Genomic DNA, 13836 nt, shown 5'->3' with positions numbered 1-13836 from the left:
AGAAGTACTATACGGGAACTCGGACGGCGATGCAAGGACAATTTTGGAAAAACTTTCGCCGCCGCGGCCGCGGATACGGACGCGGGAACGGGCCGCGAAGCCCCGCGATGCCCTTTCCGCCCGCGGGGCGCGCCCCGCGGGCGGGCGCCGGCGGCGCCGCACGCCTTTCCGGCTCCAGTTCGGTCGCCCCCGGGGACCTCCCGCCACGAAACCGGCCCATCTACTACGTTCGGCCGGCACTGCCCGACCATGCAGTCTTGGGCAAAAATAAAACCGCAGGTAGACGGCCTGCGGTTTTCGCTAAACACCGGGTATGGTCGAAGGGTCGGGGCCAAACGTAGTAGATGGGCCGGTTTAGTGGCGGAGACATCGCGGGAAGCCGATCCCAGGCATTCGGAAGTGGGCAAACAGGCTACTTGCAGGAAAATGTTGCCAGAATAAAGAAAACAGGCCAAACAAATTGCCTGACCTGTTGAAAAATCTGGTGGGCCCTCCGGGATTCGAACCCAGAACCCAGGGATTATGAGTCCCCTGCGCTAACCGTTGCGCCAAGAGCCCTTGTGATTAGTGGTTGCAAAGGTAATGGAGGATTTCCATGTAGAGATGCGTTGCACCACGATCTGAAATACTACCATGCACGCGGCACCCGTTCAACGCACGATCTTGTCGACCAGGAGGATCATGGTGCCGCCTTTGACCTTGTGTGCCTATATGAAAAAAGGCCCCAACTTGCGTTGGAGCCTCATTCAATGCTCGGGTGGAGACGAGGGGGATCGAACCCCTGACCTCTTGACTGCCAGTCAAGCGCTCTCCCAGCTGAGCTACGCCCCCGTGCGAAGAAGTACTATACGGGAACTCGGACGGCGATGCAAGGACAATTTTGGAAAAACTTTCCGGGGGCGCGGGCGCCGGAGTCCCGCGGCGTCGCGGACAGCCAACCCAAAGCGCCATAAAGCGGAAAAACGGCTGTCTAGCGACCGATTTCCAGCCAATTGCACAGGACGTTGGCCCGTAGCTCCGTTTCCGCTGACCTTTGAACCTTTGTTTTGCACCTATAGCGCAAACTCAAGCGTGAACAAAGGCTTCGCACGATCGCATCAAGCTGTGCAGCATCATTAAGCATGTCGTGGGTAACCAAAAAGACGTCATACCCCATACTTTGTAGCGCCGTCATGCGTTTGGCATCGTGGTCCAGCACGGCGCCTGAACCATGGATAACCTCTCCCTGAATCTCCAATATGCCAGCTTTCATTATGTTCGGATTCACGATCACGATATCCCCGTAGCAGACTTTTTGCCCCGCAATGCTCTGGGCCGATGCAGTAAGCGGCGTAAAATCGTTGACGAAGACATTCCGAAAGCCGGCACCGCCGCGGGAGCGAGGAAGCGACAGCAGTAGAATTCCCGCTACTTCTAGCGGGGAGGCCGCTATACCCGTAACCATCCGCGCAGCGTTATAGAACTTAGCACCCCACTTACGGCTTTTCATCTCCTGGCGTACTCATGAAGTTCGTGCAGTTCGATAAGCGGCTTTCTCATCCAGAGCGATGTGCCTTTGAGCTTCGTGACCTCTTTCGTCTTCTTTTGGACGTTTGTTCCCTTTGCATTTACCTGCTCTTTAACTTTTACGCGCGCATAAACGCGTCTCCATTGCGCCTCGTCTTGGCTCTCATCTAGTTCAAAGAGAGATTCGGTCGAGGAATCTTGAGCGGCGTCATCGGCCTTGCTCAGTTCTACTTCGGCTGCGGCGGTGGGCTCAAAGACAGAAAACCACCCACAGAACTCGTACATGACAAGGACGAGATCGGTTTGAGACACAAAGCGCGCCATGGTAAACAACGTTGCAAGCGGATTGGTTACCCTAAAGCCCATCGCTGTTTTCAGAGTACTGTCCACCCCAGAAGCGTCTCCACAATGGATTGTTGTCTGTAATCCCGAATGGTAGTTAACGCCACCGGGCTCCGTCGTGGAAATAATCGGAGTCTTGAGGACGTCGGTTACGAAAGGGGCTTGGGATAGAGCTCGCCAGCCGTCTTCGGAATTGGGCAAGCGCGGGTAGAGGTCGCGCACCTGAGGCGGGCAGCGCCAGTAACGGAATGCGGTATTTGCGCAGACGATCTCGTCCATGTGGACCTCCCCTAGCTTTGGGAGTATGCCATGTAGCTTACGGGCCCGATTATCTAGCTGTACATCATGCGGGTAAGCACTGGAAGCAAACCAAATGCTGACCAAATGCTTGACGAGATCCGCCGAAAAATCGTCGTGTGATAGAAATCCGCTGGAAGACGCTCTGGGCGTGTGGTCCCTGTCTCCACATTTGCGTATGAATCATGCAAAGAATTCATTGAAAGAGCGCGCGAACTATTTTCAAAATGCTCAATGACGTCACTTAAAGTTAGCCAGCGAAAGGAAATTTTATTCAATATGTAGGAACTATGAAGGGTTTACGATCAAAAAAACGGGAATCCACTTTAATAAAAATCAAAAATTTGGTGTCACTTTTGGTGTCACCCATGTTGTCATAAAGAAAAAGGCCAGAGGCTTAACACCTCTGACCTACACTTTTGATGGTGGGCGATACAAGATTCGAACTTGTGACCCCATCCGTGTGAAGGATATGCTCTACCCCTGAGCCAATCGCCCGTCGCCTTTCGGCAAAAGAGATACTATCATAGCCGCGCGTGGTTTACCAAGAACTTTTTGTTCCCGATTTTAAATTCGTGGGCCAAGCCCTGCGAACGCAACCAAACAAACATGCAAACTCGCAGCTAAATCACCATTTATCACTTGATCAACGAAGTCTCGGGGCGACAGATAAGTCGTGCGTTGTTGTCCGCACACTGTGCGACAATTTGATGTTTAATAAATTTGGACGACCTTAGGTCTTGCCCTGCTGCAGCTGCAGGGTTTTATCGAGAAGGGACGTAACCATGAGTTCTAATCAGAAAACAGCTAGCAAGAATGGTCGCAAACGCTATTTTGATAGTCGCAAAGAGGAAATGAAGAAGGTCAAACCTCTTCTCGATCTTGACCTTTGGAAGCATGCATACGGAAACGAAGTATTTGAAGATTTGCTAGATGATCTGGCTGAGGAGATAGAACGTATAGAGGGCAATCCTACCTACGATCTCGCCGAGTGTTTTATTGACTACATCGAAAAAGGCAGCAGCATCAATGACGACGGGTCCGATTGCTACGCCTTCTATATGGCTCTTATCGGAGAGCTGGGTATTGATCCCGATACCGTTAAGGACGTAAAAGATAACTACTTTGACATTACGTTACCAATGAGCGACGGGCCGTTTACCGTTAGCGTGAAACCATTTGCTCCATATGTAGCAGAGCCATGGCGGAGTGAAATCGCTAAGAAGGCCGATGATCAGGAGGACGACGGCAAGAGAGTCGACCCACGTTGGCATTACTTTGTGTCGTGGGCGAAATACAAGGACGTCATTCTTAATTCCAATAGTGAATACGCAGCGGAACTAAGGAAACGCGATGTCAAGTACGATGCGGCAAAGAATCCAGGCATCGGGGTTATTAGCAATAAAGTCCTGAAGAACTGGTGCAGAAGATCGTAGCAATAAAGGGTTGGCGAGGAGCGCACCTCGCCAACCCTGCTTTTGAAGCCAACCGGCGTTCGTTAATTCGGTTTGGCTACGAGCGGCAGTCAGGGGAAGAATCGTACTCCAAAGCGATCGGTTGCCAGACGAGGTCTTCGATAGCGCAGCTTAGCGTTTTTGCGAGGGCAAATACCGAGGAGACCGAGGCGCGGCGTAAATCCAGCTGATTCTGTTCGTAGAGCTGTATAGCGCGAAGTTTAACCCCCGATTGGGCGGCGAGCTGCTTTTGTGTTAGGCCGGCTGCCTTTCGTGCCGCTTTGAGGCCCTTTTTGCCTGCCTGGGCTTTGTTCCATTTATCAATGACTATCTGGGCGAACTTATCTTCGGAGGCCTCGTGAAGCGGATGGTACGAGCCGATAATCCAATCGAGTGGTGCCACTTCAAAGAGCTCGTTAAAGTTCAGGCTGCTCGCCCATTGTGAATAAGCCAAAACCCAGCCCGCCCAGTATTGCGGGGAGCGATCAAGCGGATAGCTCCCCCTGCATTCTACGGGTTTCAGTCCTGCACTGGCAATTATTTCGCGCGCGAGTTCGTCACCCGACATGCCGCAGACAACGCGCGCCACACCACGCTCAAATTGCCTCATCTCGAGAGAATTCAATAGGATTGTCGTTAGCTCAACAGGACTCAGTCCTTGGTCGCAGAGGGCGAAATCGACTGCCTCGCCCAGCGTTCTCATGGCATCCTCGAGATATATCTCACTGTGGGCGTGGGTCATTTTCGGTCATCCCCTCTCGAACGATATCTACGATACAGATCTAGCCGGTCTGACACTTTTGATGCTGCAGGCTTTTCGGTGTTTGAATCCTCTCATAATTCTTCTGTTCTTAGAGCTGCGTCGATCAGGTCGGCGACGTTGCAGGTGTGGTCCACGCTAGAGAATGCAGAGGCTATATCGGCGAGCGTAACCATTGCGAGATTTTACCGCTGATTGCATGGGAAATAATCGCCGCGCGTTAATATAACCTTAATCGAGGGGTCGTATACGGAAGTGCGGGAAAACCGAGATCTGCCGACTAGACCCCGGATTTACGCTTCTGCGACCGACGGTATTGTTGCCAAAAAACGGGTTGTGCTCAGCGGCCCCTATTTTCCCCGAATTTCGGAAAACGGGAGTTTCGACAGCCAGTTGTGGTCTAAGAAGCGATGCTATTAACGAGGGATGCGCCAACAGCGTGACAATTCAGACGATGTCGTCGGCATGGGTGAGTGGTGTCGACAGTAATTTTGGGAATCACCTTACTAGGCATTTAACAATAGAACGTCAGGAAATCATCGCCGAAGGCTTTGGTCCGACTTTTGCCGTTCGGCGAGCTCAAAGATAAACGGGGCATTTTATCTAACAAATTCTGTCAAGAAATTGAGGTCATCAGTAGTAAATCCTTCGACGTTAAACCTTCTAACCACAGGCAGATGGTTCAACGTGGTAAACACCAAATTCAACCGGGCGTTCGACAGCTACGCGAACGGCTCCGTCTTCTCGTATCTCTGAGTAGGCAAACTGAATGCCATAATCAAGTTGAACGTAACTCCCAAGTATGGTTGCCTGATCTATGAACATGAGTAGAGCCCATCGCTCCGCACGCTGCCTTAAATAAAAAAGCCCCCGTCTCAAGGCAGACGAAAACAGCGAGCTTTATCTTTCCGGAGAAGCCGCCCCCTCATGCTTTCCCGCATAGGTCTCAGAGTCGTGCTAGAACGAAATGTTATACAGTCCGCCGCTCTATGTCTTTCTGACTGGCCCATTTTCCAGCATGTAGCTCAGCACCCCCTTATGACTTTTCCGATTGTCACCGTTTAAGTAGAAGCAGCAGACACCTTGTTTCAAGCCTGATGCGATGAGCGTTTTGGGCCAGAATGTATGACAATCTAGTTAGAAGAGCTGCCACTCTCCATAAACATCGGATGAGCGGATACAATCTCTTAAAGGAAGGAAAGAACCAAGTTTTCCCTGCTCAGTTGCAGTATGTACTATGCCAATGACCTGACCCAAGTTATTAAACACTGGCCCACCACTCATTCCATGCTGAAATGAGCAATTCGTATAACAAAGTGTGCCCTCTTCGCTTGGATCTCCGACCCTGAGCAAATCCCCACTGTGCAATTCAAGGCTGAATCTAGATTCAGAAAAATGCTGTTGATAAGCGGAGATCTTATCCCCCTTTACGGGCAAATCCATGGCTGCTGGAAGCTTGGGGATCTTCCTTAAGATTTCTTGTGGAACTTCTCGTAGTATTACAGCATCGCGCTTGTTGTCTTGAACGATCGATTTGCTAAATTTAAATTTAGCAAGCGGGGTCTTATCTGAGCTGGATACTTTTATTTCCCTTCTTTCCATGTCATGAGAAACGGCATCGCATATCACGTGCCACGCCGTCACAAGGCCGTAGCCGATTAGGTAAAACCCTAAACCCTCAAACGGGGTTTCTTTGTCATCCTCTCCTTCTAGATACAAAAGCGAGTCTTGCTGAAGTGCGACTGGGAAAACAGGCGTATCTTCTGGTTTCGTTTTATTGTAGAGGCTGCCTAAACGCAGGAGCGGCCCCGATGTCCAGGGATTCTTAATAAGAGACTTATAAAAATTTAGACTTCCTCGAAGAGCTTCTTGAAACATCCCTCTCTCTGCGTCGGTGAGTTTAGCGATGGATTTACCGTAATAGCAGCCCATCGCGCCTTCAATGTCGCTAATGCTTAGTCGGTGGAGCGTTGAGCGGAGTCGCCGATATTGCTCGCGCTTTATATTTGTCTTTTGGTTACAGACAACGCCCGTGACTAGTTGTCTTGAGAAACTGCAACTGTAAAACGATTTATCTTCGTTGATCTCAAATGACTCGGTTCCATGGAAGTCAGTGATCGCGTTTCGTACTTTGTTGGGCAACCTGAGCTTTTCCTCTGAGCAAAAGTGTCGATAGAAATAGAAAGAGCTTTTAAAAGAGAACGTTAGGTCATCGGCATATCGCGTGTATTGATAATGATACTCATGCGATAGATGCATAAGCTGTTTGTCCATGCCAAGGCAAATCATGTTCGAAATTAAAGGGGATGAGGGAGCTCCCTGAGGGAGCCCTTTTGGTGTGGCGACAAGTCTAGAAATGCAGAATGCGACTTCAGGGGTGAGACCTAACTTCTTCGAAACAAGAAGGCCATATACCCGTTTAGATGAGATTGAAGGGAAGAAATCCTTAATATCAACGCCAGCAATTACTTGTGAGCCAATATGGGTCTCAGCATTTGTTTGTATTGACCGACCCTTTACAAAACCGTGCACACAAGGCAAAGGGTTGTAGCTTTTTTCTAGCTCTTTAGCGATAATTCGTTGAACCTTTTTTAAATCAGATCTTGGGATTAATAGCTCTCGATAGCCGCCATTTCTTTTTGGAATCACTTTATTTCTGTATAGGTCATACATGGAGGATGGATTGACAAAGAAATCAAGCTTTTCTATAGACAGGCCAAGAAACAATGCCAGATCGGTCTTCGACTGCAGCTCGTAGAGCATCAGATTTTCCTTAAAGTTGATAGCCGGTTCCTCCGTAGAGTCGTACTTGATAGACACGTAGCAGAATATAATGTGCAAACAACACATATCCGATTGCGATGCGCAAACGCTAATTCGAACCGGCTATGAAGGGTATTTTACCAGTCATCCATTTGATGCAAATTCAAAATTAGGCAACTGTGTCAAATCAGGAACCCTGAATACAGGAATGACCCCTAAGACCGAAGGTGCCTTCAGCATTGATAATTGAACATCATTCGCAACTATTAGACGGTAAATGCTTTTTGAGCTAATGAAGCCGAGGTGAGGCATCTCTTCATCGGTCTTTTACAGATAGTTAAAAAAGAGGGAGTGGAACTCAAGACCCGGCGGCGGAATCAATACGTATGCAATCATGGGCGGGATCGCGCTCAACGCGGTCAAGGTCGACATATGCAAGGTCGACATACGGCGGCTCCGTGGGGCGGATCGCAGGTAAAATAATTCACCGGGGACTAAGCGCAATTTTGGCGGTACCATTACACGGTCTTGTTGGTGCCTAAGCGAGAAAATTCAGAAAAGTGTTTCAGCAATAATATGCTGCACCTAGAAACACTATTCCCAGAAAAGCAGTGTAAAGGTAGCAGTAATCCAGTTGTTGTCGCTGGTTTTGAGAAGAGCTGAAGTGGTCCCGGTGGCAGTCTTGGGCATGGACGACGTGGCCACCGTGGGGCTGGTCGTTGTGATTGTCTTGGGCGCTGCGGTCGTGGGCTTCGCTACGAGGTCCGTCGACTACCCAGCACCGGGTTGCCCTGCAACATGACCGGCACCGCCAGCAGGCTAGCCCGCCCTGCCACCCACGCGTCGCATCCATCGGTCTCCACACAGCCGGTGGCGTGGCCACAACGGGCCCAATCACCACATGCGCGGCCACGGCCCCGGCAGCATCCACCCACCTCAGCACCAAAGACCCCGCCGGAAGGCGCCACAAACCGCGCAGACACAAGCGAGCCGCCCGTGCACGCAACGCTGCCATCGGCACCGGTCGTATCCAGCCACGAGGCATCGACGGTGCAACGTCCAACGCGAACGCCTGCGAAACGTTATCATGCACTGGGGGCTCGTTGCCGTCAGGGCCCCGGTACCGTGAAGTACTTGGTTGCCCCACACTTCCATGTCGCATAGCAAGATGACCGCATCGGTCGCATGCGACTATTTCACGGAGTTTTGCCCGGTAAACGTCAGCACCATGTCGCCATCTGCGCCGATGACCTCACCTGTGTAGCCGTGAAACACCAGGTGGTCGGCATCGGTCCAGGCCCATCCGGGGCCCGACACGCCCGGCACGTAGTATGCTTCCGGCAGGAAAAACGCGAATTAACCTCAGCTGCGCAGGTTAAGTCGATGTCACTTGTAAATCGATACGCCTTCAACCTAAGCAGTTGAAGGCGTCATCTTCGCGAGCATTATTTAAATTGCATTGGTCGTGCTCTGCGACCAAGATCTTCACGGTAGTCTTTCTTTTGATTTCATTGGTCGCGCCTTACGACAAAAAACTGAGTAAAGCATACAGACGAATGGAAAGAGCAGAAAGGCGTGCCTAAATGCCAATCATCAGCGTGCATGAGCATTTCAAAATCAAACCGCCTATGCAGCGAGCATGGGAACATAGGAGTCTTGATCGACGCCCCAAATGATTGGAGTAAGTCCGTAGTTTTTGCAAGCTTCGATAGACTCGGGTGAGACAACGCCATCTTTAGTGTTGGTGGAGTTGAGAAAAACGACTCCTTCGCAATCGTTGCGTGCCGACTTAATGTCTGCCCATCCAAATAATGCATTTTGAATGCCTTGCTTACCAGGATTATTTACCGTTTTAATAAGGCGCATGGGTCTTCTCTTGTTTTTACCAATTGCATAGTCAAATTTAAACGAAAGTCCGGATCGGCCCTGGAAAGACGGGCCAGGAACATAAGGGATTTCATTATCAAGCAGCCAATTGCCGACATCTTCAGTGAAGAGGTTTCTCACACTGCTTTGAGATAACAAAAACATATCATCAACAGAGGCCATAGCCTGAAGAAGCATATTCATCTTCATAGGAAGGTCAGATCCGGAAGCCGTTATACACAGTTCGCCTTTTTCTTCCTTTACCGAAAAGCCAGAAAGAATCGAATTGAGCTTATCGATTCGCTGTCCTTTCATGGAGAATCCAGACAATTCAAGATCATTGATGGTTTCACCAAGATCAGAAATGACATAGCCGCCTGCTGGGTCATCACCCAGATAAACCCGCATGCAATCGTTGTTTCGATTGAGCATGGGGGTGGAGATGCAGACGCCATTACCTTGCTGGACCGGGACCATATTTGCCTCTACGAACTTGGCGTATGCGCAGATAAAGCCTCGAGCCTGATCTACATTCATCTCACACCCCCAGAGATAGCTCTACTTTAAGCTTGTCTGTAATATTACAAGTTTCCTGAAATGACCAAAAGAGTGATGCAAAATCGTCGTTCAGAGGTTTCGAAATATTTTGACCTGGAATGCCACAAGCCCATTTGGCGCCGTATCCGTCTATATCAAAATGGACATGAGTACCAAGGATCAGCGATCCGTCTGGATTTCTGTGACGAAGGACCTCGGGATTATCACTATAATCAAGACGAATTAATGGACGATCTGATACGCGTGTCTGCATGGTGCTTTTTCTGTCAGCGGAAAGTCCAAGAATTAAGGATGAACTTCTTTTATTCTCTGTAAGATCAAGATAAAACTTAAGGGCTTTATTCTCGTTAGCAACGAGTTCGATTAGCGTTTTACCTCCAGGCGTAGGCCATTGTTTGCGATATTGCATATCACGCACATCTTTGGCCATCAAGATGTATTCGCGAGCAGTTGGATTCAAGTCGTTCCAGCTGAAGATAGTCACAACAGTTCCAATCCTTATGGCTATTGCCCAGTAATCTCATCCTATGATAGATGCTCGCTGGGACAGATATTCGAAAATGTAGCGGAAGCGTTTCCTGCAGGGGCTTTCTTCGTTATGTGTGTATCACTTTGGCATAACAAAAGGTATCGATGCGCCGGCAGTTGCAAGGCTTGAACCCAGGAGTAAATATTTCTCGGTCCCAAGAGCCTGCCCTCATTCGGGAACTGAACTAAATCCATCCCAAGCCAAACGATGCTTTGGTCGAAACTATATCATCATGAGCCTCGCGAATATCGTAGCGAGGTAGCACGCGTGAGATGGTGAATGATATGTCGGCAAGCGCAATCATGGCCAATTTTAACTAACTGACTGCATGAGATACAATCGCCGACTGTTGGTTGGCCTCTAATGGAGACAATTCCGGAAGTGCGGGATAAAACCTAGATCTGCCGACCAGCCCACGGTTTTACGCTTTCGCGACCTGTGGTTTTGTTGATAAATAGCGGGTTACGGTCGACAGGTTCTGCTTTTCCCCGCACTTCCGAAAAATTAGTGTTTCAGCAGCGGCGTACGGTGACGAGGAGCACTGTCCCAAGTAGAAAAAGGGCCGCGGAGGCGACGATCAAGCAGTTGTCGCCGGTCTTGGGGAGCGAGGCGGTTGTCGTGGAAGCGGCCTTAGGCTTAGCGGCCTTAGGCTTAGCGGCCTTAGGCTTAGCGGTCTTGGTAACCGAAGTCTTAGTCACCGTAGTGGTCGTTGTTGTCGCAGCCGCAGGCTTCACCTCTGGGCGCGCTACCGTTCCCGAATCAGACTCTCCCGCAGCAGGATCGGCGCTGGAGGCAGGCTCGCGGCCATCACTCGGCACATCGCGCGCGTCGGTCTCCCCTGCCGGGCCAGCAGCACCCTCGGGCTCGATCACCACATGCGTGGCCACAGCCCCGCCGGCATCCAACACGCCTCTGGCCCCAAAGGCCCCACCGGCGGGCGCCACAAAGCGCGCGGACGTAAGCGATCCGGCCAGGCAGCCAACACCGCCATCGGCGCCGGTCGCATCTAGCCACGAGGCATCGACGGCAAGCGTCCCGAAGGGCACGCCATCGCCGGGATCCTCGTCTAGTAGGTACGCGCCGTAAGCGCGCACGCCCGCTCCGGAGCCCGCGCCCGCGGCAACAACGCGCCCGCCGCCGCGAACGACAAGACGCCCCGCGACCAGGCCGGCCACGACCTCGTCCTCAAGGCCGGCACCGTCGGCCTGGGCATTGACGGTGCAGCCGTCCACCACCAATGCCTGAAACGCGTGAATCCCGCACTGCGATCCCGTGGCCGTCAGCGACCCGGTGCCGCGGAGCGTCAGGTTGCCCCACACCTCCAGACCGCACTGCGAAATGTCCACGATGGACGTTTGCATCTCCTTTACGGAATTTTGCCCGGTCAGGGTCACCACCAGGTCGCCATCGGCGCCGATGGCCTCGCCAGAAAAGCCGCTGAGCTCCAGGTGGTCGGCATCGGTCCAAGCCCAACCGGGGCCTGAGACGCCCGGCTCGTAGTACGTCGCGCCCGCAATGATGAGGCTCTCCGCACCCGCGGCATAAGAAGGCCCGCCCAGCAAAACGCATAGGCAGGCCATGGCGGTAAACAGGATGTAGTGACGGCTAGTGTGGAACGCGACAGTAAACATAACAGCTCCGATCTTCGCAGGAGCCAATAGAATATGCACCAGAAAATGCCCTGGTAGCAGCAGTTATTAGTTTAGCGAGATCGGACTACGGGCAAGGTTAAACCCTGCGATCGATTCCCAAAATTAGGTGTAAATCGTTTTGCCAGTCGGTGAAAGGAGGGGTCGAATGATGCTGAGTCAGATTGCAAGTTGAGCCGCCTCACGCATCGAGGCTTTCTGGAGTCATATCGTTTAGATCGGCAGCGCTGTCAGGACGAGCAGATTCCTCCGTAGCCATGCGCGTTAGGTTTTTGCGAATGGCATCAAGGATATCCGGGCTGAGACCTTTGGATTTAAGACGGCTCAGAGTGGCATCTATATCTATTAAATCGCTTGCGGCGAGCTTTACGGTTATGCATTTCCCCGTCTTCGGATCCTTATGTATCAGAGCATAAATAACGTCATCATCCGCTACGGCTTCTACCACGCTTGACCACTCCTTCAGGCTGCAATAGCACAATCGCTTTTCATAGTCGTTATCGGATACAACAAAAAAGCCAAGCGCACGATTTGCATTATCGTATGAAAACGCCACAACAACAGCGGAATGAATGAGCTGGTTCGTGAGCCGTCGTAAAGAAATGGACGAGGACGTGGGGCTAGCTAAGTCGAAGTATCGTTCGTCGATAAAGCGTTTATCCAAGGGTGAAACATTTTTCTGAGCTTCTATCTTTGCAGGATAAAAGTCGACTTTTAAGTTAAGCGAGCCAATACGGTCGCTTAACTTATTTGCATCCAAGAGCAAGCGAACGGTAAAGGCGGACAATAGAAGAGCCTTTTCCAGTCGATAATCACGGTACTCGTCTTCCAGAGTAGTGCATGTGGAAAAGTCACTTAACTCTTTTGCGTATGACCTTAAGTCATCTTTCCAATAACATGATTCGTAGACCATTTGATGAAACTCGCTCTTTTCCCGTGTGCTTGACGCAATGGAATGAAGCACACGCTTGATTGACTGTTGCTATTCAGATCCTTGCGTCCCATTTCTAGCAGCAAGCCATGCTTCGTGTTGTTCCTCTGCGGCGGCTTGAGACGATGCCCAGTTTTCTCTCAGTTTTCGATCTTCCTCTACAATGGCTCTGCTAATGACCCGTGGATAATTGCTCTTGATATTAGGTATCTTCTTTTTAGAAAAGATATGTCTATAAGCGCCCCTATATATTGCTTGGTTAATTAGTTCGCATTGCCTGACGCTGAGCTGCTCCGGAATATCAAACGGAAGAGCTCCAACTTCAGTAAATAGAGCAGCATCAGGGGTTAGAGGGAGAACCAACGTTACATTCCTTCGACCAAGCCCAATTCCATCTACTTCTATTTTGTTGTCTTTATATGCCCCAAAAGCGATGGCGGGATTGTCAGATGTGAGAAAGAAATGCTCCCTTGGCGGCCTAACTATTGTCCAATTAAAGTTTCTAACTCTGTTGCCGACGCTCCCGTTAACAAAAGAAGCAATCGAGGAAAGGAAACTAGCTCGCCCCAATACAATCGAAGACGTAATGGTGCCCGTCTCAAAATCGATATCGGCTTCAATTGGTTGAACGGGAAATGGATAAAATTGCTCGGGCTTATGAGCAACCGGGTGTGCAATCCCCAGCTCTTTTTCATAAAAATATTTCGACACGATATCTGGTATTTGATTAGTGATTTCCTCAAATACCTCTTCGGTCAGTTTGGCGTTCTTTATCAAATAAGCAGGCGTTCGAAAATGCTGAATCAGCCAGAAGTCAACCAGACAATTAATGTCATTCTTTGAGAGCGCCGCCCCAGAGCTGATCTTTCTTAGGATCGCGGATGCCGGTGCCTCGTATTCATCGCAAAAATAATTTTCGATATCGTCGACATCGGACCCTGCGGTTCGTTGTGTGTATAGGTCATTCCAAGTGCACGCCGTCTTTAATGATGTCGTACGCCAAGTCTTCTCCCTATCATCTTCTACAACCAACTTATAATCCCATAGCGAATTGCCGTTAGAAGACCAATTACGTAAGTAAAACTGTGGTACAAAATGGTTATGATGCGTAACTTGCTTATTATTGGTATTCGGGCTCATTAAAACCTCCTTTAAGCTTCACAGAGAATCTTTTGAGGGGC

Annotated in this window: 11 protein-coding genes and 3 tRNA genes; 1 reads left to right on the top strand and 13 read right to left on the bottom strand. The window is 50.4% G+C overall.

Annotation, left to right across the window (positions count from 1 at the left end):
* Positions 1 to 482: 482 nt before the first annotated feature.
* The 5 genes from DW195_RS02100 to DW195_RS02080 form a co-directional block, all read right to left on the bottom strand.
* Positions 483 to 558, bottom strand: a tRNA-Ile gene (locus tag DW195_RS02100).
* 200 nt (positions 559 to 758) lie between these two features.
* Positions 759 to 831: transfer RNA gene (locus tag DW195_RS02095), tRNA-Ala, on the bottom strand.
* Positions 832 to 970: 139 nt separating this feature from the next.
* Positions 971 to 1489 carry a hypothetical protein gene (locus DW195_RS02090; RefSeq protein WP_118205677.1) on the bottom strand — a complete coding sequence of 173 codons (519 nt, stop codon included), beginning with the start codon at positions 1487 to 1489 and terminating at the stop codon, positions 971 to 973.
* Positions 1486 to 2127: a hypothetical protein gene (locus tag DW195_RS02085; RefSeq protein ID WP_118205676.1), complete on the bottom strand. Its 642-nt coding sequence runs from the start codon at positions 2125 to 2127 to the stop codon at positions 1486 to 1488. The genes DW195_RS02090 and DW195_RS02085 overlap by 4 nt, the downstream gene beginning before the upstream one ends.
* Before the next feature lie 441 nt (positions 2128 to 2568).
* A tRNA-Val gene (locus DW195_RS02080) sits at positions 2569 to 2643 on the bottom strand.
* Between the two features lie 287 nt (positions 2644 to 2930).
* Here DW195_RS02080 and DW195_RS02075 point away from each other — a divergent pair.
* Positions 2931 to 3581 carry a hypothetical protein gene (locus DW195_RS02075; RefSeq protein ID WP_118205675.1) on the top strand — a complete coding sequence of 217 codons (651 nt, stop codon included), beginning with the start codon at positions 2931 to 2933 and terminating at the stop codon, positions 3579 to 3581.
* Between the two features lie 76 nt (positions 3582 to 3657).
* Here DW195_RS02075 and DW195_RS02070 read toward each other — a convergent pair whose 3' ends face one another.
* The 8 genes from DW195_RS02070 to DW195_RS02045 form a co-directional block, all read right to left on the bottom strand.
* The gene (locus DW195_RS02070) at positions 3658 to 4302 is read right to left on the bottom strand and encodes a helix-turn-helix domain-containing protein (RefSeq protein WP_158567881.1); all 645 of its coding nucleotides are present in this window, start codon (positions 4300 to 4302) and stop codon (positions 3658 to 3660) included.
* 1194 nt (positions 4303 to 5496) lie between these two features.
* Entirely contained in the window at positions 5497 to 7122 is a 1626-nt protein-coding gene (locus tag DW195_RS02065) for a reverse transcriptase domain-containing protein (protein ID WP_158567880.1), read from the bottom strand.
* A 1191-nt stretch (positions 7123 to 8313) separates the two neighbouring features.
* Positions 8314 to 8439, bottom strand: coding sequence for a hypothetical protein (locus DW195_RS10645; protein WP_255413535.1), 126 nt, complete (start codon positions 8437 to 8439; stop codon positions 8314 to 8316).
* Between the two features lie 309 nt (positions 8440 to 8748).
* Positions 8749 to 9525: a DUF1828 domain-containing protein gene (locus tag DW195_RS02060; RefSeq protein WP_118205672.1), complete on the bottom strand. Its 777-nt coding sequence runs from the start codon at positions 9523 to 9525 to the stop codon at positions 8749 to 8751.
* Position 9526: 1 nt separating this feature from the next.
* Complete coding sequence (locus DW195_RS10315; RefSeq protein ID WP_147356474.1) at positions 9527 to 10030, bottom strand: hypothetical protein; 504 nt, start codon at positions 10028 to 10030, stop codon at positions 9527 to 9529.
* A 557-nt stretch (positions 10031 to 10587) separates the two neighbouring features.
* Positions 10588 to 11706, bottom strand: a complete 1119-nt coding sequence (locus tag DW195_RS02055) for a hypothetical protein (RefSeq protein WP_118205671.1) — start codon at positions 11704 to 11706, stop codon at positions 10588 to 10590.
* 199 nt (positions 11707 to 11905) lie between these two features.
* Positions 11906 to 12511, bottom strand: a complete 606-nt coding sequence (locus DW195_RS02050; RefSeq protein WP_158567879.1) for a hypothetical protein — start codon at positions 12509 to 12511, stop codon at positions 11906 to 11908.
* A gap of 195 nt (positions 12512 to 12706) precedes the next feature.
* Positions 12707 to 13795 (bottom strand): DUF4238 domain-containing protein, encoded by a 1089-nt coding sequence (locus tag DW195_RS02045; RefSeq protein ID WP_118205669.1) that lies wholly within the window; start codon positions 13793 to 13795, stop codon positions 12707 to 12709.
* Positions 13796 to 13836 lie beyond the last annotated feature (41 nt).

The sequence above is a fragment of the Collinsella sp. AM17-1 genome, from assembly GCF_003470665.1.
Taxonomy (GTDB): domain Bacteria; phylum Actinomycetota; class Coriobacteriia; order Coriobacteriales; family Coriobacteriaceae; genus Collinsella.
The sequence above is the reverse complement of the archived record's forward strand: the minus strand, read 5'-3'. Positions and strand labels throughout refer to the sequence as shown.

Bases quoted from the DNA above. Each gene is read 5' to 3' on its own strand.
- DW195_RS02065 (WP_158567880.1), bottom strand. From the start codon at position 7,122: ATGCTCTACGAGCTGCAGTCGAAGACCGATCTGGCATTGTTTCTTGGC.
- DW195_RS02045 (WP_118205669.1), bottom strand. From the start codon at position 13,795: ATGAGCCCGAATACCAATAATAAGCAAGTTACGCATCATAACCATTTT.
- DW195_RS02070 (WP_158567881.1), bottom strand. From the start codon at position 4,302: ATGAGAACGCTGGGCGAGGCAGTCGATTTCGCCCTCTGCGACCAAGGA.
- DW195_RS02075 (WP_118205675.1), top strand. From the start codon at position 2,931: ATGAGTTCTAATCAGAAAACAGCTAGCAAGAATGGTCGCAAACGCTAT.
- DW195_RS02055 (WP_118205671.1), bottom strand. From the start codon at position 11,706: ATGTTTACTGTCGCGTTCCACACTAGCCGTCACTACATCCTGTTTACC.
- DW195_RS02090 (WP_118205677.1), bottom strand. From the start codon at position 1,489: ATGAAAAGCCGTAAGTGGGGTGCTAAGTTCTATAACGCTGCGCGGATG.
- DW195_RS02060 (WP_118205672.1), bottom strand. From the start codon at position 9,525: ATGAATGTAGATCAGGCTCGAGGCTTTATCTGCGCATACGCCAAGTTC.
- DW195_RS02085 (WP_118205676.1), bottom strand. From the start codon at position 2,127: ATGGACGAGATCGTCTGCGCAAATACCGCATTCCGTTACTGGCGCTGC.